The sequence below is a fragment of the Cohnella laeviribosi DSM 21336 genome, from assembly GCF_000378425.1.
Classification (GTDB): Bacteria; Bacillota; Bacilli; order Paenibacillales; family Paenibacillaceae; genus Cohnella; species Cohnella laeviribosi.
The window spans coordinates 1-19,664 of the sequence record NZ_KB899818.1 but is presented as its reverse complement, the minus strand read 5'-3'; the positions used below and the strand labels follow the sequence as shown (position 1 = coordinate 19,664).

Genomic DNA, 19,664 nt, shown 5'->3' with positions numbered 1-19,664 from the left:
GGAATCGCCGCCCGCTGCCGTTTGCCGTCAGATTGCCGTCTTGTCGGCCTTCAGCTTGCGGTATGGGAACGGAAACCAAGCTTTCAAAGCGGCGGCGGGAACGGGCCGAAGGTTAGCCGCGTCCGCGCAGGCCGGGAAGCAGAGGCCGCAGCAGGGCGATAATCGCCACAGCCGCCACACCCTTGATCGTATCTCCGGGGATGAACGGATAGCAGCCGGCAGCCATGGCCTTCGCGAAGGACATGTCCAGCTTGTAGGCCAGCCAGGGCACGCCCGCCACATACGGGAACACGACGCCGAACAACGCGATCGCGGCGGCGAGAACGGCGATGCGCCATGCGTTCAGCCGCCCTGAGCCGCGGAACAGCCGGTCGCTGACGAAGCCGATCAGCAGGGCGGAGATCGGGAACATCCAGATATAGCCGCCCGTCGGACCGAAGACGGTAGACAGACCGCCGCGTCCTTCCAGCAGCGGCAGACCGACGGCGGTCAGCAGGACGACGATGGCGATGCTCCAGAATCCGTATGTAGCGCCCAGCAGGCCTCCTGCGAGCATAACGGCAAGCGTCTGCAGCGTAACCGGCACCGGCGAGAAGCCGAGCGGAATTTGAACCCAGCTGAACGCGATGAACAGCGCGGCGAACAGGGCCGTGTACACGATGCCCCGAAGGCGATGGATCGGTTGGGTCGCGCCCGGATTGGGCGATGTCGAGGATTCGGTGGAATACGGCATTGTCAAAACCCCTTTCGAAATGTTAACCTAATTTTTGAATCGTGGTTAACATTTCGAATTGTAGCACGAGAGCTTGCGATTGGGAAGAGGGAAATGGCATGAACGGGGAAAATCACGAAGGCCCCCTGCGGTTGGTCGATGTGTCCGTCTACGGAACCGGCGAGACGAGGCCGATCGCCCTCGGACTGAACTTGACGGTACATAAGGGCGAATGGTTGTATGTCGTCGGGGCGAACGGCAGCGGCAAATCGACATTGGGACGGCTTGCCGCCGGACTGTCGGCGGGAGAAGTCCGCGGAACGGTCGAGCGCGGCTTTGCCGGGTTTTATCCGGCGGCCTATGTCATGCAGCAGCCGGACGCTCAACTGTTCGGGCAAACGCCACGCGAGGAACTGGCTTTTGCGCTTGAATGGCTCGGCTTGCCGCAGGAGGAGGCGGAGCGGAAAGCCGAGCGGGCGCTGCATCTTGCCGGGCTGAGCGAGGCGGCGGATTTGCCCTGGAGCCGGCTGTCCGGAGGGCAGCGGCAAATGGCGGCCATTGCCGCCGCGTATGCGGGAGAGCCGGATTTGATCGTGTTCGACGAAGCGACTTCGATGCTGGACGATGCGGCGCGCCGCCGGGTCCGCGCAATGGCCGGGCAGTTGGAGGCGCGCGGCGCGGCGGTTATCTGGATCACCCAACGGCTGGACGAGCTGGGGCCCGATCGCCGCGTTATCGCGCTGTCCGGGGGACGCATCCGCTACGACGGCAATGTCCGGAATTTTTTCTACGGGGAGCCGGGAAGCGGCGTTTCTCCGTGCGCCGAATGCGGCCTTCGGCTGCCTTATTTGGCAAGGCTGGCCCTGGAGCTGGGCCGTGCCGGCAAGCTTGCGCATCCGCTGCCCGTATCGTTGGAAGAGTGGCAGGCGGCGAAGCTGCGTCCGGATCCGGCGAAGGCGCACTCGGAAAGAGAGCATCCGAGAAAGGAACATCCGGAGGCGCATCCTATCGAGGCGAATCCGGGTGAGGCGCAGATGAGAGATACGGATATGAGAGAAGCGCATCCGAAAGAGGCGAATCCAAAAGAGGCGCGTTCGGGAAAGGCGGGAGAACGGCGTGTCGAAATCGGTCCATGAACGTTGGGACTTGTCGGTAACGGAGAACGGCCGGCGTTGGCAATTTAAGCCGGGCACGATTACGGTCGTATTCGGACCCAGCGGCGCGGGCAAAACCTTTTGGCTGGAGCAGTTGGCCGGTTTGCGGTTTTCGGAAGGCGTTGGCGTCGCTTACGGGCCGTCCGATCTGTGGACGGCGGACTTGCGGCTTCGCCCCAGGCAAAACCCGGCGGCGCTGATGGCTTATGCCTATGCCAGCCAGGCTCCGGAGGAGCAGCTGGCGGCGCGCACGGTCGCGGCCGAACTGGAGTATGCGCTGCGGCCTTACGGGCTGGCGAAGGAAGAGCGGCTGCGCCGGCAAACCGAGGCGCTGGCGGCGGTCGGTTGGGATTCCGCCTGGTTGGAGCGCGACCCGTTCCGCATGAGCGGGGGCGAACGCAGACGTCTCGCGCTGGCCTGTCTGCTCGCCGTACCGGCGCGATGGCTGCTGCTGGACGAGCCGACGGCGGGCCTTGACGCCGAAGGGCATGCGCTGCTCGCCGAGCGGCTGATCCATGCGGCGCGGGAAGGCCGGGGCGTGGTGGTGGTTTCGCACGACACGGAATGGGCGCTGCCGCTTGCCGACCAGGTGTTGCTGATCGCGTCCTCGGGCGCCAAACGGCTGTGCGGACGGGACGAGCTGCTCGCTTGCCCCGAACTGTGGGCCGAAGCGGGCATGGAAGTGCCGGAATGGCTGCGGCTTGCGGGAGACTGGCTTAAGGAAGGCGCAACGCCGGAAGCGGTCTGGGATGTCTCCGCGCTGGCAAAGGAGCTGGCGAGTCCGGAAGAAGATGACCCGTTGCGTTTTTCGCCGGAGTCAAGCGCCCCGAATGGGGAATCCGCGCGCTTGACGCCGATAGAAGCCGGCAGCATGCCGTACGGCCCCTTTCTGCCGACCGCCGAACGGGGAACTTTGCGCGCGGACGCGGGACTTTCGGCGCATGAACAAAGTGCGATCGGACGCGCCGTTTCCGAAGCCGGCGTCTTCAAACGTCCGGCTTCCGCCCCGGAGCCCGACGGCCTGCGGCAATCGAGGCTGGCCGGGTACGATCCGCGGGCCGTGTGGCTTGCCTATATCGTCATGTCGGCTGCGATTTTTACCGTCCGGGACTGGACGGGGCTCGGGATCGGCGCGGCGATCGTGCTGTTTACGATCGTCTGGGCCCGCATTCCGCTGCGCAGATGGCGGGGGGCGATTATCGCGTTCTGTGTCTTTTCCGTGGCAGTATCCTTGGCGGCAGGGACGGGGGCGGGCGGCTCGAGCCTGTTGAACGCGGAAGCGACGCTTACCGCCCTGCATTCCATGGGACGCACGCTGCTCGTCATGCTGATCGGGCTTGGAATGACGCTGGTCATCACGCCGCTGCGGCTGCGGAAATCGCTTGAGCAGCTGTTGGCAAGAAGGGGGTGCGTCGGTCGGCGCGCGCAAAACTTTATTTTGACCGTCACGCTGCTCATGCGGTTTATTCCGGTTCTGCTCGGGGAGTGGGAACGGTTCGAACGGCTGGCCGTCGCCAGGGGCAAAACCGGCCGCATGACGGCCAGGAATGCGATCGCAAGGCTTAAGGATACGGCAATCCCCTTTTTGCTGGCGCTGTTTCGGCTGGGCGATCAAGCGGCGCTCGCGCTGGAAAGCCGCGGCGTCGGCCGCCGGCCGTACCCCGAAGTTCGCCCGGCGCTGCGATGGAGCCGGCGCGACAGCCTATTGCTCGCGGCCGCATGCCTGTGCGCGGCCCTGCTCGTCTGGTGGGCGCTCAAAGGGGCCGCTTACGGTCCCGGCTGACGCCGTCGGATGCCGGTCCGGGCGATCGCGGTGTCCCCACATCCTCTCTTCGATTAGAAGCTTAAGCACGAATGTGAAGATTGAGGATTTCAGCCCCGTCCATCCGACAGGCCGGAGGGCAAGATGCCCGATTTTAATTGCCTTTTTGGCACTTCAATCGGGGGATCGCGCGAAAACGGGCTCTGCAGTTGCGGTTACGGCAACTGCAGCCTCGCCCGGCCGGTCGGATGGGGGAGATGACGGATTTAATTGCCTTTTTGGCACTTCAATCGGGGGATCGCGCGAAAACGGGTTCTGCAGTTGCGGTTATGGCAACTGCAGTTCCTCCCGGCTGTTCGGATGTCAAGAAAGCGTCAATAGAACAGACCGGAAGCAAAAAAAACGACGATGCAGGGGTAACCCCCTTGCACCGCCATTTCCTCATTTTTGCATGTTTTTCTCTTCAGTTGCCTGTCCGTCACACGTGAACAGATTTTTCGAGGACAGCCTTCTTTTTCAAGGACGATCCCAGGTCTCCTTGCCGCAGCGGTCAGGCAGCCGAACGCGCAGGGCGCCGGGCTTCCGAACGGCGTTGCAGCAAAAAGACAATCTACCGGGCGCGGAAACGCAGTTACTTGGCGACGCTTGCGATCACGTCGTCGATAATCTGGCTGTTCGCGATCGCGCCGGAATACAGCCAGCTGTGGGTGCTGTCGAACTCGTACACATGCCCGTTTTTGACGGCAGGAATGTTTTTCCAGATCGGATCCTTAAGCGCTTCGGAGCCCGTCGACTTGTCGCTGTTGACGAGGAAAATGTGATCCGCGTCCAGTTCGGCCAGCTTTTCGAGCGAAATCGGGTTCCAGCTTGCCGTGCCGCTTGCGGAAATTTCCTTGACGACTTCGGGCACCTTCAGGCCCAGATCGCCGTACAATACGGCGCCGCTGGACAGTTTATCGCTGACGATGTAAAACTGCTTCTGAATGAGCCAGAGAACGGCGGCGGATTCGTTTCCGATCGTTTGCTGCAGCTTCTCTTTCGCTTCCTTGGCTTTAGCCTCGTATTCGTCCAGCGCCTTTTGCGCTTCTTCGCTTTTGTTCAGCACTTCCCCGATTTTCAGCAAAGCCTTCCGCCAATCGTTGTTGATTTCGTCGCCAAGGACGTAGGTCGGCGCGATTTTGGAATATTGAGCGTATTTGTCGCCTTCGACCGTCGAGGACGACCCGATGATGATCAAGTCCGGCGAGAAGCTCGAGACCGCTTCGTAAGGCAGATCGTAGGAGATCGTCGGAATGCCTTTCAGTTCGGTTTGCAAATAATCCTGGATGCCGTTAGCGACCGACCATTGGGCGACGGGCTTCACACCGAGCGCGACCAGATGGTCTTCCAAATAGGAGGCGATAATGCGCTGCGGGTTGGCCGGCACCTTCACTTCATGGCCAAGGCCGTCCGTCAACGTTCTTTCGGCCGAAGCGTCGGGCGTTTCGGATGCGCCGGCAGTTGCTTGGCTCTCGGACGGGCTCGACGCCGGCGCGCTGGGCGAACCGCTAGCAGCGTTGTTGGACGCATTGCCGCCGCAGGCCGCAAGAACCAGGGACAAGATCATTAAGCTGACAAGTACGAATGTGAATTTGGTTTTGCTGTGTGACACGTTGTTGCTCCCCCTCATGGTTTCGTCGTGTTTGATAGAGTGATCAAAACAGAGATAATGATAACAATTCTCATTTTCATTGTCAACAGGAAAAGGCCGCATTCAAGCGCGCCGGGCTGCATTGTGCGTCGGCGGCAAGCGGCAGCCGGTAAGAGGAGAGCAGGTCGAGCATGCGCGGGCAGAGGCGCCAGTGGTTCTATAGTAGCCGTTAGGCGCCAGCCGTCCGGCACCGGAACGCCGGGACGCCGCCGGAAGCCGGTTCGCGCCGTCATGGCTTTCCCGCGGCCCGCGCGCCTTCAATAATGCTGCTCATCCGACCAGTCCCCTTGCACCGGGCGCGCGCCGGGGTCCGGCAGCTTCAAGGCTTCGACCGCCCGGCGAAAATATTCGGACATAGGCGAATAGTCCGTTCCGCCCGCGTCCCGGGGCGCATCAGCCGCTCCGGCCTCCTTCGTCGCGGCCTCCTCCGGCATGAGCCGGCTGAGCGTCCGCAGGTCTTTGTCGTAGACCGACGCGTCCCACCTGACTTTGGCGATGATGCGGGCGGCCGTCTCCGCGGGTATGCCGCTTAGGCGGGAGATGATGCGGGAAGCCACATGGACGTCGCCGCGCAGCAGATGGTGGACGCGGATGTGCGCCTTCACGTAAGCCGCGGCCGCTTCCGGATGCTGGCGAGCCCAATTTTCCTCCGCGACGATGCCGGTCAGGAAGTCCTCTCCGAATCCCTCCTTGAAAAAGATTTTCCCTTCTCCGCGCTGTTCCATCAAGGTTACATGCGGTTCCCACATGACGCTTCCGGCGATTTCGCCCTGTCTAAGTGCCGCCGCGCTTTCCGCTATGTCTTTATGTACGAGCCGTTCCTCGCCGTAACCGAGCGAGCGCAGCCACTTGGCCAGCCGCCGCCCCGCGCTGGATTGCGGGACGGTCGCAAGGGGCAGACCGGCCAGTTCGGATGCGCAGCGAATGACGAGATCTTTCCGCGCCACGAGGGAGATGCCTCTGCCGCCGGCCGTTTTGCCGTCGAAGGCGAGCAGGACGGGGCGAAAGGCGGGCAGCGACCGGCTGAGCGAAAAGCCGAGCATGATCGGATAATCGCCGAGCGAGGCGATTTGGATGCTGCCGCCGATCAGGCCTTGCAGCAGGGACGGACCGTTGGCCGCGTCGATCCATCTTACGGACGCCTGCGGGCAGACGCGGGCCAGCTCTTCCTCGAACCAGCCAAGCTCTTTCATCAGCAGCGCCGTCCACATATGCGCCGATCCGCTCTGGTAGCCGACGGCGACGGTCATTCGCCCGGACGAAGGGCGAAGGTCGGACGCCGGAACCGAAGGCTTTTGCGCGTCCGGACGGGAAGAGGAGTGATGGCGGACCCATTGCTCCAGCTCGTTTTTGTCGATCCAGATTTCTTTGCCGATCTTGATGACGGGCAGCCGCTTCTGCTTGCGCCAGCGGTCGAAGGTCGAACGGCTGACGCCGAGCAAATCGATCGCCTCGTGCAGCGTAAGGAACGGTTCGAATCGGTTAACGGACATCGAAATAGCGCCTCCTTCCCGGGCCAATCGGAAGTGTGGTGATCATTCGTCGTCATTCGCCTTCATGTGTTGCCATTTTATTGACGCGTCATGGAGCCGATAGTACATTCCATTATAGAAACAAAAGCATATCAAGTCTATGGGAATTATGAGCTTAAAGAAACGGAGTCAAATGGGAGGTTGGATGATGGGAAACCGGTGGTTAAAGCGCATCGGCGCCGTATTGGCTCCTGCGGTCGCTTCGGCGATCGTATTGTCCGGGTGCGGAGCGAAAGAGCCGTCCTCCGCGCATGCAGCCAATCCGGAAGGGCTTGAAGTGACGGAACTGCGCTACCAGGGAAGCGTCGGGGCGGTGACGTTCCCCGAACTGGCCGAAGATCTCGGCTACTTGGCGCCGCTGAAGCTGAAATTTATCGGCAATACGATCAGCGGCCCGCAGGATATTCAAGCGGTCGTGACCGGCGACACGGATTTCGGCGGCGCCTTCAACGGGGCGATCGTCAAGCTGCTGGCGGCCAAGGCGGCCGTTACGCCGGTCATTTCGTATTACGGCGTCGACGAAAACACTTGGACGGGCTATTACGTGCTCGACGACAGCCCGATTCGGACGGCCAAAGACCTGATCGGCAAGAAGATTGCCGTCAACACGCTGGGCGCGCATCACGAATTCGTCATCAAGGAGTATTTGCACCGGGAAGGGCTGACGCCCAAGGAGATCGAGCAGGTGACGCTTGTCGTGGTGCCGCCGGTCACGTCGGAGCAGACGCTCAGAGCCCATCAGGTGGACGTCGCCACGCTTGGCGGCCTGCTTCGCGACAAGGCGCTGGAGCGGGGCGGCATTCGGCCGCTGTTCCGGGACATCGACCTGTTCGGCACCTTCAGCGCCGGAACATACGTGCTGACGGACAAGTTCATCAAGGAAAATCCGAACGCGACGCGCAAGTTTGTGGAGGCGACGGCGAAAGCGATCGAGTGGGCGCGCACGACGCCGCGGGAGGAAGTGATCGCCCGCTTTGAAAAAATCATCGCCGAACGGGGAAGGAAGGAGGACGCGTCGGCCGTTAAATACTGGAAAAGCACAGGCGTCGTGGGCAAAGGGGGGCTCATTGCCGAGTCCGAATTCCAGACGTGGATCGATTGGCTGGTGGCGGAAGGGACGCTGAAGGAAGGCCAGCTCAAAGCGGCAGACTTGTACACGAACGAATTCAATCCGTACCGCGCGGAGGAAGGAGCGGCGCCATGACGGCCAAAATCAGCATTCAGCATGTGTACAAATCGTTCCGGGTCCAGCGGAATTTAGGCCATCTCAAGGAGGAATTCCACCCGATATCCGCGCTGCAGGACATTCATCTGGACGTGCGGCAGGGGGAATTCATGGTCATCGTCGGCCCGAGCGGCTGCGGCAAGTCCACCTTGCTCGATCTGCTGGCCGGGCTGTCGAAGCCAAGCAGCGGCCGCATCCTGCTTGACGGCAAGCCGATCGAAGGCCCGAACCTGGACCGCGGCATCGTGTTTCAGCAGTATGCGCTGTTTCCGTGGAAGACGGCGCTCGCGAACGTCGAATTCGGACTGGAGGCCAAAGGGATCGGCCGAAGGCAGAGAAGAAAAATCGCGAAAGAGTTCCTCGAGCTGGTCGGCCTCGCCGGGTTCGAGAACCGGTATCCGCACGAGCTGTCGGGCGGGATGCGGCAGCGGGTCGCCATCGCGCGCAGCTTGGCTTACGATCCGGACGTGCTGCTGATGGACGAACCGTTTGCCGCGCTGGATGCGCAGACGCGCGAGACGCTGCAGAGCGAACTTCTGCGCATTTGGGAAGCGACGGGCAAAACCGTCATTTTTATCACGCACGGCATCGACGAGGCGGTCTATCTCGGCCAACGGGTCGCCGTCATGACGTCCCGCCCGGGACGCATCAAGCGGATCGTCGACATTCCCTTCGCCTCCCGCAGCGGAGAGGAAGACTTCAGATCGGATTCGGCGTTCGTCAAGCTGCGGCATGAAGTGTGGGATTTGCTCAAGGACGAAGTAAGCAAGGCGCAGGAGCAGGAGAAAAGCAATAGCCTCGAGGCCTTTCCGGGCGGAAGGTCTCCATTGAAAGGAGCGGTTGCGGATGGCTGACGGGGGAGTGGGAAGGACGCTTGTTCTTCGTGAAAAAAGCGGCTTCGGCCCGCCGGGACGGCTTTTGGCGAGGCTTGGCAAGCTGCTGAAAAACACGGTTGTGATCGCCGCCTTCCTCGCCTTATGGGAGATTGCGCCGCGCGCCGGACTGGTCGACGGAACCTTTTTGCCGCCGCTTTCGGAGGTGGCCGAAGCTTGGTGGCGGCTGCTGCTGTCCGGCGATCTGGCCGATCACGCGCTGGCCAGCCTGAGCCGCTCGGCGGGCGGATTTTTCCTGGCGATTGCGGTCAGCATCCCGCTCGGCCTGGCGATCGGCTGGTGGAAGCCGGTGTCCGAATATTTGAACCCGATGCTCGAGCTGCTGCGCAATACGGCGGCGCTGGCGATTTTGCCCGTGTTTATCCTGCTGCTCGGTCTTGGCGAAACGTCGAAAGTCGCGATCGTTTTTTACGCCTGCTTCTTCCCGCTGCTCATCAACACGATCAGCGGCGTCCGCAACGTCGATCCGCTGCTGATCAAGTCGGCCCGCTCGATGGGGCTGTCGTCCGTCCGCCTGTTCCGCAAGGTCATGATCCCGGCTTCGATTCCGACCATCTTTGTCGGCATCCGGCAGGCGGCCGCAAGCTCCATTCTCGTCCTGGTCGCAGCGGAGATGGTCGGCGCGAAATCCGGCCTCGGCTATTTGATCCAGTATGCGCAGTTCAGCTTTCTCATCCCGGACATGTACGCGGGGATCATCACCATCTCGGCGATCGGCCTGATCGCCAACTACGCGCTGGTCGCTTTGGAACGGCGGCTGACCGGCTGGAAGCAGACGTACAACGAATAAAAAACGAGAGGAGTGTCGGGACGAATGGGAAAAACAAAGCGCCAGCTTCACCTGAATCTGTTTATCATGAACGTCGGCCATCATGAAGCGGCATGGCGGCGCCCGGACGCGGAACCGCACCGCATCACCGATATCCGCTATTTCGAGCGGCTCGCCCGCATCGCCGAGGAGGCCAAATTCGATTCGCTGTTCCTCGCGGACGGCTTGGCCGTCAACAAAAACATCCGCCACGGCGGCTCCGTCGGGCTCGAGCCGTTTACGCTGCTGTCCGCGCTGTCGGCGGTCACCCGCCATATCGGGCTGATCGGCACCGTTTCGACGACCTACAACGAGCCGTTTCACGTGGCGCGCAAGTTCGCCTCGCTCGATCATATCAGCGGCGGACGCGCGGGCTGGAATATCGTCACGTCCGCAAGCCCGTTCGAAGCGCTGAATTTCAATCGGGATGCGCACCTTGAGCACGGCAAACGCTACGAGCGCGCGAGGGAGTTCCTGCAGGTGGCGAAGGGACTGTGGGACAGCTGGGAGGACGACGCCCTGGTGCTCGACAAGGCGTCGGGGATCTTTGCCGACGACCGCAAGGTGCGGGAGATCCAGCATGCCGGCGAGTCGTTCAAGGTTCGCGGGCCGCTCAACGTGCCGACATCCCCGCAAGGCTATCCGGTGCTCGTTCAGGCCGGCTCTTCCGAAGACGGCAAGGAATTCGCCGCGCAGCACGCCGAGGCCATCTTTACCGCGCAGCAGACGCTGGAGGAGGCTCAGCGGTTTTACGCCGACGTGTAGGCAAGGGCGGCGCGGTTCGGCCGCAACCCCGAAGAGCTGAAGATATTGCCGGGCATCTGCGCGGTGATCGGCGAGACCGAATCGGAGGCGATCGAGAAGGAGCGGGAGCTGAACGAGCTTACGGTGCCGGAGTACGGTCTGCACCAGCTCTCCAACATGCTCGGCGTCGATTTGTACACGTATCCGCTCGACGGGCCGCTGCCGGAATTGCCGCCGGCGGAGACCATCAACGGCAACCGAAGCCGGTTTCAGCTCGTCGTCGATCTCGCCCAACGCGAAAAGTTGACGATTCGGCAGCTGCTGCATCGCCTTGCCGGCGGACGCGGCCATCGGACCTTTGCCGGAACGGCGGTCCAGGTTGCCGACCAATTGGAAGCGTGGTTTGTGAGCGGCGGCAGCGACGGTTTTAACGTCATGCCTCCGTATTTGCCGGGCGGGCTGGAAGAGTTTGCGCGGCTCGTCATCCCCGAGCTGCAGCGGCGCGGGCTGTTCCGCACCGAGTATGCCGGCCGGACGCTGCGCGAGCATCTGGGCCTGCCCAGACCCGCCAATTCGTTTTCCGAGGTTACAACATCCCGGTCCATCGCCGGGCTCTAAAATCATATCGCCCGAATCGGGCGGACATGGAGGGATTATGATGAGCAAGCAAGAGGCCGGAATACCGGCGGTAGAGGAACGGTTCGAAGCGGTCCCGGTAGCGGGCCGGATCGGCGCGGAAGTGAGAGGCGTTCGTCTAAGCGGCGATCTGGACGCGGACACGCTGGCCGCCATTCGCGGGGCGCTGCTGAAGCACAAGGTGTTGTTTTTCCGGGGACAGCACCATCTGGACGATGCGGGTCAGGAGGCGTTCGCACGGCTGCTCGGGGAGCCGGTCGCCCATCCGACGGTGCCGGTCAAGCAGGGGACGAATTATTTGCTGGAGCTCAACTCCTCTGCCCATGGCGGCCGCGCGGATTCCTGGCATACGGACGTGACGTTCGTCGACGCCTACCCGCAGGCGTCCGTCTTGCGCGCGGTCGTCGTACCGGAAGCGGGCGGCGACACGGTTTGGGCGAATGCGGCCGCCGCCTACCAGGATCTCCCGTCGGAATTGCGCGAGCTGGCCGACCGGCTGTGGGCGCTGCATACGAACGATTACGATTACGCGGCGCAGCGGACCCGGGTGTCGGATGAAAGTCTGCGCCATCATCGGGAGGTCTTTACGTCGACGCTGTACGAGACCGAGCACCCGGTCGTCCGGGTGCATCCGGAAACCGGGGAGCGGTCGCTCTTGCTGGGCCACTTTGTCAAGAAAATCATCGGGCTGTCGAAGGCGGATTCGGACCGGCTGCTATCCCTGCTTCAAAGCCATGTGACCAGGCTGGAAAATACGGTTCGGTGGCGCTGGTCGGCAGGTGATGTCGTCATCTGGGACAATCGCGCCACGCAGCATTACGCCATTAACGATTACGGCGACCGGCAGCGCGTTGTCCGCAGAGTGACGATCGCCGGGGACGTTCCGGTCGGCGTGGACGGACGGCGGAGCGTAACCCGCCGGAAAGAAGCGGTCTTGCCGCAGCGCCTTGACGATTCCGCTTCCGCTTCGCAAAGCGCGGACAAATCCGCCTGATTCGAACGCAAGATGAGCCCGTTTTCCGCCAGACCGGAAAACGGGCTCTTCTCTGTTGCGCGTTTGTTGAATACACTGCTCTCAAAGGGAACGCGAAACACTCCCGATTGAATCGTCTCTGTCCAGTAATTTTGGGCTTCATTCTCATGAAGATTTCGGGAAACGCGGGAGCACGGAAGAACGGCAGCCGAGCGATTGCGGGAGGGCTTGATTTGCGCAAAATCCAGGTGTCATCTTTATACTTTTATACGCTTCACTCGCTGCTGATCGCGGCCGCAGCCGCTTTGCTGTTTTTATGGCCTTCAAGCCGGGACGTTCTGCTGACACTGTTTGCGCCCGAAGCGAAGGTCGCCATGATCGCGCACCGAGGCGCTTCGGGCTACGCGCCGGAAAATACGCTGTCCGCGTTCCAAACGGCGGTCCGGATGAACGCGGACTATCTGGAGATCGACTTGCAGATGACCCGGGACGGCCACTTGATCGCCATGCACGACGAGACGGTGAACCGCACGACGAACGGCTCCGGGCGGGTCGGCAGCATGACGCTTGCGGAGATCAAACGGCTGGACGCGGGGTCCTGGTTCAACCGGCAGCACCCGATGTACGCCCGGGACGAATACGCCGGCGAGAAGGTGCCGACGCTGCGGGAGATTTTCGAGACGTTCAGGGGCGAAACCAACTATTTGCTGGAGACGAAATCGCCGGACGTCTACCCCGGACTCGAGGAAGAATTGGTCGCGCTGGTCGAGGAATTCAAGCTGAAGCGCCATGTGGCGGTTCAGTCGTTCAGCAAGGCCAGCCTGTTGAAAATCCGTTCGCTGAACGGAGACATTCCGCTGTTTCAGCTGCTGTGGTACAACGCGCCCGCTTCCATCTCCGATTCTTCGCTGGCGGACATCAAGCGCTACGCCGCCGGCATCGGCGCCAATTTTCAACGTCTGAACGCGCCGTACGTGCAAAAAGTCAAGCAAGCCGGACTTCTTATGTATCCGTACACGATCAATTATCAAGTGAACATGAGCAAGGCGCTGAACTGGGGCGCGGACGGCATTCATACGAACTACCCCGACCGCCTGCGGGAAGTGATCGAGGAAACGAGGCGCGCCGCGAAAAACACGGGAGGCTAGCGGCCGGGGCCGCAACGGAAGGCGGCGCTGTCCGCGGCGTTTCGTTTGCGATCAGGTCCACTTCGCGGCCCAAATCTTCATTTCTTTGACGATTTGATGCAGGTCTTGCCCTTTCGGCGTCAGCGTATACTCGACTGTTACGGGGACGGTGGGATGCACGCGGCGCTCCAGCACGCCTTTTTCCTCCAGGTGGCGAAGCGTGCTGGTGAGGGCGCGGGGGCTTACGGCCGGAATACTGCGCTGCAGTTCGCCGAACCGCTTCGTGCCGCCGAACAGCTCGCGAAGCACCAGAAACGCCCATTTGCCGCCGAGCACATCGAGCGTTTTCTCGATATTGCATTCGTAGTTGACGGGTTCTTTCGGAATATAGCTGCTTGCCGACATTTGAACCAACCTCCTTGGTATAATTGGTATAAAAAATATAGCATATATACTTGGTATAATTAAATGAAAAATAATTCACTACTTTTAATCGTATACGGAAATCCTTTACAATAAAATCGTTTCCGGGAAAAAATCCGGCGAAGCTTGAACCCTTACATAAGCTTCGAACCCGCTCAAGGAGGTTGATGAAAGATGAAATATCGGAAATTGGGAGGTTCAGGCTTAAAAGTCAGCGAAATCAGCTTGGGCAGCTGGCTGACGTACGGCGGATACGTGGAAAAGGAGAACGCCGTCAAATCGATTCAGACCGCTTACGATCTGGGCATCAACTTTTTCGATACTGCAAACGTTTACGAAAGAGGACAGGCGGAACTGGTCGTCGGCGAAACGCTGCGGGCGTATCCGCGCGATTCGTACGTGCTGGCCACCAAAGTGTTCTGGCCGATGGGCGACGGTCCGAACGACCGCGGCCTGTCCCGCAAGCACGTGACCGAGCAGTGCCACGCCAGCCTGAAGCGTCTGGGAACCGATTATGTGGACATTTATTATTGCCACCGTTTCGATCCCGAGACGCCGCTTGAGGAAACGCTGCGCGCGCTGGACGATCTCGTCAGGCAGGGCAAGGTGCTCTACGTCGGCGTCAGCGAATGGACGGCCGCGCAAATGGCGGAAGCGCTGGCGATCGCGGACCGCTATCTGCTCGACCGCATCATCGTCAATCAACCGATCTACAATATGTTCGAGCGGTATATCGAGAAAGAAATCATTCCGCTCGGCGAACGGAAAGGCATCGGCCAGGTCGTCTTTTCGCCGCTGGCGCAAGGGCTGCTGACGGGCAAATACGCGTCCGCGGACAACATTCCCCGGGACAGCCGCGCCGCGAAGAACGACAATATGCGGAAACAGATTACCGAAGACAAAATCGCCAAGGTGCGGAAGCTGGGCGAAATCGCTTCGGAGCTCGGCATCACGGTCGGCCAGTTGGCGCTGGCCTGGGTATTGCGCCAGCCGAACGTGGCCAGCGCGCTGGTCGGGGCAAGCCGTCCGGAGCAGGTGAAGGAAAATGCGGGCGCTTCGGGCATCGAGCTGTCCAGCGACGTGCTGGACCGGATCGAAAGCATTCTCGCCTAATCCAAACAGAGGAGACGGGACGACGCGATGGCAAAAGTCGTGATTACCGGCGGCAGCGGGAAGCTGGGCCGTTGGGTGGTTAAACATTTCGTCGAGCAAGGTTACGACGTGGTCAATGCCGACGTTCGGCTGCCGGACGAACCGCTTTGCCCGACCCTGCTTGTCGACCTCAATCGGTTGGGCGAAGCCTACGGCGTGCTGGCCGGCGCGGATGCCGTCGTTCATCTGGCGGCGATTCCCGCCGCGCACATCAAGCCGAGCGAGGTCACTTTTCAAAACAATGTCGTAACGACCTACAACATATTGGAAGCGTCGGCGGGGCTCGGCATCCGCAAGGCGGTCATCGCCTCCAGCGAATCGTCGTACGGGATCGTGTTCGCGGTCAACCGCTTCGGCCCGCAGTACGTGCCGGTCGACGAGGAGCACCCGCAGCTGCCGCAGGACAGCTACGGCCTGTCCAAGGTCGTGAACGAGCAGACGGCGGACATGTTTCACCGCCGGACCGGGATGCAGGTCGTTTCGTTTCGGATCGGCAATGTGATCGAGCCCGGCGACTACGCGAAGTTCCCTTCGTTTATCCGCGACCCCGCGCAGCGGGACCGGATTCTGTGGAGCTACGTGGATACCCGGGACATCGCGGAAGCCTGCAGGCTGGCGATCGAAGCGGAGGGGCTCGGCTCGGTCGCGCTCAACTTGGCGGCGGACGATACGAGCATGGCCATTCCAAGCCGCGAGCTTCTTGCCGCGCGCTATCCGGAAGTGAGCGATATTCGCGCACCGCTGAGCGGCTACGAGACGCTGCTCAGCAACGCCAAGGCGAAGAAGCTGCTGGGCTGGCAGCCCAAGCACTCCTGGCGCGATTATGTGAAGTTTGAATAAACATAAACATCGGCGCCCTATTCACCGCGCAATCGGAGAATAGGGCGCTTTGTGTTATGATAGATACGGATTAAAAGTTTAAGTCGAGGGGCTATTTGGAATGAACTCGAACCTGCAGCAATTCAAAGCCGATTTTTTCAAAGCGCTCGCCCATCCGATGCGGATACGGATTTTGGAGGTGCTCAGCGAAGGGGACCGGAACGTCAACGAACTGCAAAGCATTCTGGGCTCCGAGGGCTCGGCCGTTTCCCAGCAGCTTGCCGTTTTGCGCAACAAAAACGTCGTTTACGGCATCAAGGACGGCACCTCGGTCATCTACTCGCTGCGTGACCCGCTGATCAAAGACTTGTTGGCCATCGCCAAACGCATTTTCGACAATCATCTCGTCGACGCCATTTCGATGCTGGAAGACATTCGTAAGGAGACATAATTCGGATCTAACAAGGGAATCCTGCGGCCGAATGGAGGATTCTTTTGTTTTTTTGCGCCGAAATCGGGTTTGACGGTTCGAAGGGGCGGAAGTATGTTATAAATATTCAAATAATCAAATATATAAAATAAAGAAGGTTATGGACAAATGAAATGGACGGGAAGATTCGAGGGCTACCGGTTTTCCTGCTTGCGCAACGATTTGATTTCAGGCCTGCTGGTCGGCATTATCGCGATTCCGCTGGGGATGGCGTTCGCGATCGCCTCCGGCGTCAAACCCGAATACGGCATCTATACGACCGTGATCGCCGGCATTCTCATCTCCCTGTTCGGCGGGTCGAAATACCAGATCGGAGGGCCGACGGGCGCATTTATTCCCATCCTGCTCGCGATTGTCATGCAATACGGCTACGAAAATTTGCTGATCGCCGGCTTTATGGCCGGTATTCTTCTTGTTTTGATGGGCTTGTTCAAGCTCGGCGGGCTGATTAAATTTATCCCGCGCCCTGTAACGGTCGGATTCACCTCCGGCATCGCCGTCATCATTTTCTCCGGTCAGATCGGCAACTTTCTCGGCCTGGAAGGGATGAAGCGCCACGAGCATTTCTGGCCGAGCATGAAGGAAATCGCGATTCACCTGCCGAGCATAAACGGGTACAGCGTGCTGACGGCTTCGGTATGCCTGGCGGCGATTCTGGTTGTGCCGAAAATCGCGCCGAAAATTCCGGCTTCTCTGGTCGGGTTGGTCGTCTCCAGCCTGCTGGCGGCGTTGTTGTACCCGGGCCACGTCGCCACCATCGGTTCGGCGTACGGCGCGATTCCCAGCGCGCTGCCGCAATTCCATCTTCCGGACATCACCTGGGACCGTGTCGAAATGCTGCTGCGGCCGGCAATCGTGATCGCGCTGCTGGGCGGGATCGAATCGCTGCTGTCGGCGGTCGTGGCGGACGGCATGACAGGCAGCCGCCACAACAGCAATCGGGAACTGATCGGCCAAGGCATCGCCAACATGGTGACGCCGCTGTTCGGGGGGATTCCGGCGACCGGCGCGATCGCAAGAACGGCCACGAACATTAAGAGCGGAGCGGCATCGCCGTTGTCCGGGGTCATTCACGGGCTCGTCGTGCTGCTGGTGCTCGTTTTGTTTGCGCCTTACGCCTCCCATATTCCGCTGGCCAGCATGGCGCCGATTTTAATGGTCGTCGCGTGGAACATGAGCGAGCGGCACGAATTTATGCGCCTGCTCCGGACGAAAACGAGCGATTCGATCGTGCTGCTGCTCACCTTTGCGCTCACCGTCTTTACGGACCTGACGACCGCGGTGGAAATCGGGCTTGCGCTGACCGCCGTCCTGTTCGTGAAACGGATGAGCGAGCTGCTGGCGGTGAGCAAGGTGCTGCCGGACCCGAACGACAAGCATCACAAAGTCAAAGCCCATGTCGTCGAGGAAGGTAAGGACTGTCCGCAAATCAGCATGTATACGGTGGAAGGACCGTTATTTTTCGGAGCGGCTTCCCGGTTTGCGCGAACGGTTCTGGACAAAAGCCGGATCGGGCGGGGCGTGCTGCTGCTGCGTCTCGGCCGGGTGCCGTTTATGGATACGACCGGCGAAGCGATTCTGGCGGGCGTTGTGGACCATGTGCAAAAAAACGGCGGCCAAGTCGTCGTCTCGGGCATCCGGACGCAGCCTCGGGAAGTGCTGGCCAAAACGGGGCTGCTCAAGCGGATCGGCGAAGAGCGGTTTTTCGCGCATACGGGAGAGGCGCTGCAATATGCGCTCACGCAGCTGGATCGCGATAAATGCTTGAATTGCCGGCATTTTGCCTTCCGGGAGTGCCAGGCGCTGTCCCACCCGAGCTGCCCGCCGAGCGGAAATTGAGGGCGACAAAAGCTTGAACCGTGTGGTATATTTAGGCTGTAACGAAAGAGGCCGGTTGTAATCCGTCCTGCGCAAGCTGGAATGCGATTGATGGAGGAACACTGTGCGACAGCCGATTTTTTACGGAGCCGTTCATTTGCTGTTTTATCGGGACGATCGGGTTTTGCTGCTCAAACGGAAAAACACCGGCTTCATGGACGGATATTGGAGCGTCGTGGCCGGAAGAATCGACGGCGGCGAGGAAGTGAAGGCCGCGGCCATACGAGAAGCGAGGGAGGAAGCCGGAATCGACATCGATCCGGCGGACATTCGCATAACGGGCGTAACCCACCGGAAAAACACGAGCAGCGAGTGGATCGATTTTTATTTGAAGGTCGAAGCCTGGAAGGGCGACATTGTCAATGCCGAGCCGCACAAGTGCGAGGAGCTCAGATGGTTTCATTTAAACGAACTGCCGGAAAACATCATTCCGTATATCCGGAGCGCCATCCTCCGCGACCAGAACGAATTGTGGTTTGACAGCGTCGGCTGGTAAACGGTGCGCAGGCTTGTCCCTCTCTCTTTGCTCTCGTTGATGAAAAGCTTTGCTTTCGGACCGAATTTGCGTTAGAATTAGAATAATTCTAAATTGAATTCGACTGCAAAGCGTAACCAACTGCAGCTCATGATAAAAGAGGGGTGCTTGCCTTGACGATCGCGGAACAACTGGAGGCCATCAATTGTCGGTTGACGAGCAAAGGCTATAAAATGACCCGCCAGCGCGAAGCGACGGTTCGCGTGCTGCTCGAAAACGAGCGGGACCATTTGAGCGCCGAGGACGTGTTCATGCTCGTGAAGGAAAAGGCTTCCGACATCGGGCTGGCGACGGTGTACCGGACGCTGGAGCTGCTTGCGGAGCTTCACATCGTGGAAAAGATGAATTTCGGTGACGGGGTCGTGCGTTTCGATTTGCGCAGCAGCGATCACGAACATATGCATCATCATCTGGTTTGTTCGGAATGCGGCGCCCTGCAGGAAATCAAGGAGGATTGGCTGACCGATCTGGAGAAGAAGCTGGAACGCGAGTACGGCTTCAAGGTGACGGACCATCGGCTCGATTTTATCGGCCATTTCCACGTCTGCCAACGGAAGGAATGCAAAAGAAAATCCAAAGCGGTATCATAAGTCCCGTTACACGCCCTGGACCCCGGATTTATTCCGGATCTAGGGCGTTTTTTTTTGTTTATAATGGAAAAACCGCAATGATCCACCATAGCGGCGGTAGTGTTAAATGCATTGATAAAATTGAGTAACTATGCTAAATTAGTATAGAAACATATTTTATTATCTAAATAAAATATTATATCCCATTTTAATTGTACATCATATTTTTTCTTCAGTCAACCCCCATTTTTCATTTTTTTAAAGTCCAGCGGTAAGATGTCAAGTCCCTGATTCGTGAGAATTGGAAATTTTCTTGGCTGCAGAGCGCAGGAGTCAGGGAAAATGGCAGCACCAAACAAAACCCAGTCGAAAATCGAGTCAGTTACCAGATTTTAACTGGGAATCCGTGAAGGACTTTGGCAAAGGAGGAGTTAATCCTTCGCAGTCGTCACCTTCCTTCGAGGCGTGTAGAGTTGGCCGTTGCGTAGCAGCACATCGACCAGACGCACAAGTTTTCTTGCCGTTAAGACGAGGGCGCGTTT

At 59.9% G+C, this 19,664-nt stretch carries 18 protein-coding genes and 1 pseudogene; 15 read left to right on the top strand and 4 right to left on the bottom strand.

Annotated features, from left to right (window positions below; translation table 11 throughout):
• Positions 1-112 precede the first annotated feature (112 nt).
• Positions 113-733: a biotin transporter BioY gene (locus tag F560_RS0108925; RefSeq protein ID WP_019005384.1), complete on the bottom strand. Its 621-nt coding sequence runs from the start codon at positions 731-733 to the stop codon at positions 113-115.
• Positions 734-831: 98 nt separating this feature from the next.
• Here F560_RS0108925 and F560_RS22885 point away from each other — a divergent pair, with 98 nt between their 5' ends.
• The 3 genes from F560_RS22885 (at position 832) to F560_RS25545 (ending at position 4,116) form a co-directional block, all read left to right on the top strand.
• Positions 832-1,848: an energy-coupling factor ABC transporter ATP-binding protein gene (locus tag F560_RS22885; RefSeq protein ID WP_019005383.1), complete on the top strand. Its 1,017-nt coding sequence runs from the start codon at positions 832-834 to the stop codon at positions 1,846-1,848.
• Positions 1,829-3,649: an ATP-binding cassette domain-containing protein gene (locus tag F560_RS24560; protein ID WP_019005382.1), complete on the top strand. Its 1,821-nt coding sequence runs from the start codon at positions 1,829-1,831 to the stop codon at positions 3,647-3,649. The genes F560_RS22885 and F560_RS24560 overlap by 20 nt, the downstream gene beginning before the upstream one ends.
• Positions 3,650-3,885: 236 nt before the next feature.
• A complete protein-coding gene (locus tag F560_RS25545; RefSeq protein WP_156828938.1) occupies positions 3,886-4,116 on the top strand; it encodes a hypothetical protein in 231 nt (76 codons plus the stop codon).
• A 143-nt stretch (positions 4,117-4,259) separates the two neighbouring features.
• On the opposite strand, the gene F560_RS0108910 is transcribed toward F560_RS25545, so the two are convergent.
• Positions 4,260-5,279: an iron-hydroxamate ABC transporter substrate-binding protein gene (locus F560_RS0108910; protein ID WP_019005381.1), complete on the bottom strand. Its 1,020-nt coding sequence runs from the start codon at positions 5,277-5,279 to the stop codon at positions 4,260-4,262.
• 296 nt (positions 5,280-5,575) lie between these two features.
• Positions 5,576-6,811 (bottom strand): helix-turn-helix domain-containing protein, encoded by a 1,236-nt coding sequence (locus F560_RS0108905; protein WP_019005380.1) that lies wholly within the window; start codon positions 6,809-6,811, stop codon positions 5,576-5,578.
• A gap of 187 nt (positions 6,812-6,998) precedes the next feature.
• Between F560_RS0108905 and F560_RS0108900 the strand changes: the two genes are divergently transcribed.
• From F560_RS0108900 to F560_RS0108875, 6 genes and pseudogenes are all read left to right on the top strand, one after another.
• Complete coding sequence (locus tag F560_RS0108900) at positions 6,999-8,054, top strand: ABC transporter substrate-binding protein (protein WP_019005379.1); 1,056 nt, start codon at positions 6,999-7,001, stop codon at positions 8,052-8,054.
• Positions 8,051-8,929 (top strand): ABC transporter ATP-binding protein, encoded by an 879-nt coding sequence (locus F560_RS0108895; protein WP_019005378.1) that lies wholly within the window; start codon positions 8,051-8,053, stop codon positions 8,927-8,929. Before F560_RS0108900 ends, F560_RS0108895 begins: the two co-directional genes overlap by 4 nt.
• Positions 8,922-9,758: an ABC transporter permease gene (locus F560_RS0108890; RefSeq protein WP_019005377.1), complete on the top strand. Its 837-nt coding sequence runs from the start codon at positions 8,922-8,924 to the stop codon at positions 9,756-9,758. The genes F560_RS0108895 and F560_RS0108890 overlap by 8 nt, the downstream gene beginning before the upstream one ends.
• 24 nt (positions 9,759-9,782) lie before the next feature.
• Positions 9,783-11,138 (top strand): annotated as a pseudogene (locus F560_RS24175) (LLM class flavin-dependent oxidoreductase).
• Positions 11,139-11,178: 40 nt separating this feature from the next.
• Positions 11,179-12,150 (top strand): TauD/TfdA dioxygenase family protein, encoded by a 972-nt coding sequence (locus F560_RS0108880; RefSeq protein ID WP_019005374.1) that lies wholly within the window; start codon positions 11,179-11,181, stop codon positions 12,148-12,150.
• 212 nt (positions 12,151-12,362) lie between these two features.
• Positions 12,363-13,277, top strand: coding sequence for a glycerophosphodiester phosphodiesterase (locus F560_RS0108875; RefSeq protein ID WP_019005373.1), 915 nt, complete (start codon positions 12,363-12,365; stop codon positions 13,275-13,277).
• Between the two features lie 51 nt (positions 13,278-13,328).
• Here the strand turns inward: F560_RS0108875 and F560_RS0108870 are convergent, their stop codons facing one another.
• The gene (locus tag F560_RS0108870) at positions 13,329-13,661 is read right to left on the bottom strand and encodes a winged helix-turn-helix transcriptional regulator (protein ID WP_019005372.1); all 333 of its coding nucleotides are present in this window, start codon (positions 13,659-13,661) and stop codon (positions 13,329-13,331) included.
• Positions 13,662-13,853: 192 nt separating this feature from the next.
• Between F560_RS0108870 and F560_RS0108865 the strand changes: the two genes are divergently transcribed.
• The 6 genes from F560_RS0108865 (at position 13,854) to fur (ending at position 19,143) form a co-directional block, all read left to right on the top strand.
• Positions 13,854-14,792, top strand: coding sequence for an aldo/keto reductase family protein (locus F560_RS0108865; protein ID WP_019005371.1), 939 nt, complete (start codon positions 13,854-13,856; stop codon positions 14,790-14,792).
• Between the two features lie 27 nt (positions 14,793-14,819).
• Complete coding sequence (locus F560_RS0108860) at positions 14,820-15,671, top strand: NAD-dependent epimerase/dehydratase family protein (protein WP_019005370.1); 852 nt, start codon at positions 14,820-14,822, stop codon at positions 15,669-15,671.
• A 100-nt stretch (positions 15,672-15,771) separates the two neighbouring features.
• On the top strand, positions 15,772-16,101 hold the full coding sequence (locus F560_RS0108855; RefSeq protein WP_019005369.1) for an ArsR/SmtB family transcription factor: 330 nt from the start codon (positions 15,772-15,774) through the stop codon (positions 16,099-16,101).
• Positions 16,102-16,248: 147 nt separating this feature from the next.
• Entirely contained in the window at positions 16,249-17,979 is a 1,731-nt protein-coding gene (locus F560_RS0108850; RefSeq protein WP_019005368.1) for a SulP family inorganic anion transporter, read from the top strand.
• A gap of 103 nt (positions 17,980-18,082) precedes the next feature.
• Positions 18,083-18,514 (top strand): NUDIX hydrolase, encoded by a 432-nt coding sequence (locus tag F560_RS0108845; RefSeq protein ID WP_019005367.1) that lies wholly within the window; start codon positions 18,083-18,085, stop codon positions 18,512-18,514.
• 158 nt (positions 18,515-18,672) lie between these two features.
• Positions 18,673-19,143, top strand: a complete 471-nt coding sequence (gene fur / locus F560_RS0108840) for a ferric iron uptake transcriptional regulator (protein ID WP_156828942.1) — start codon at positions 18,673-18,675, stop codon at positions 19,141-19,143.
• Positions 19,144-19,664: the final 521 nt, after the last annotated feature.

What these genes read in the sequence shown, in the direction of transcription:
- F560_RS0108895 (WP_019005378.1), top strand. Translation starts at nt 8,051, where the DNA reads ATGACGGCCAAAATCAGCATTCAGCATGTGTACAAATCGTTCCGGGTC.
- F560_RS25545 (WP_156828938.1), top strand. Translation starts at nt 3,886, where the DNA reads ATGACGGATTTAATTGCCTTTTTGGCACTTCAATCGGGGGATCGCGCG.
- F560_RS0108925 (WP_019005384.1), bottom strand. Translation starts at nt 733, where the DNA reads ATGCCGTATTCCACCGAATCCTCGACATCGCCCAATCCGGGCGCGACC.
- F560_RS0108870 (WP_019005372.1), bottom strand. Translation starts at nt 13,661, where the DNA reads ATGTCGGCAAGCAGCTATATTCCGAAAGAACCCGTCAACTACGAATGC.
- F560_RS0108900 (WP_019005379.1), top strand. Translation starts at nt 6,999, where the DNA reads ATGGGAAACCGGTGGTTAAAGCGCATCGGCGCCGTATTGGCTCCTGCG.
- F560_RS0108855 (WP_019005369.1), top strand. Translation starts at nt 15,772, where the DNA reads ATGAACTCGAACCTGCAGCAATTCAAAGCCGATTTTTTCAAAGCGCTC.
- F560_RS0108905 (WP_019005380.1), bottom strand. Translation starts at nt 6,811, where the DNA reads ATGTCCGTTAACCGATTCGAACCGTTCCTTACGCTGCACGAGGCGATC.
- F560_RS0108865 (WP_019005371.1), top strand. Translation starts at nt 13,854, where the DNA reads ATGAAATATCGGAAATTGGGAGGTTCAGGCTTAAAAGTCAGCGAAATC.
- F560_RS0108890 (WP_019005377.1), top strand. Translation starts at nt 8,922, where the DNA reads ATGGCTGACGGGGGAGTGGGAAGGACGCTTGTTCTTCGTGAAAAAAGC.
- F560_RS0108850 (WP_019005368.1), top strand. Translation starts at nt 16,249, where the DNA reads ATGAAATGGACGGGAAGATTCGAGGGCTACCGGTTTTCCTGCTTGCGC.
- F560_RS0108860 (WP_019005370.1), top strand. Translation starts at nt 14,820, where the DNA reads ATGGCAAAAGTCGTGATTACCGGCGGCAGCGGGAAGCTGGGCCGTTGG.
- F560_RS0108880 (WP_019005374.1), top strand. Translation starts at nt 11,179, where the DNA reads ATGAGCAAGCAAGAGGCCGGAATACCGGCGGTAGAGGAACGGTTCGAA.
- F560_RS22885 (WP_019005383.1), top strand. Translation starts at nt 832, where the DNA reads ATGAACGGGGAAAATCACGAAGGCCCCCTGCGGTTGGTCGATGTGTCC.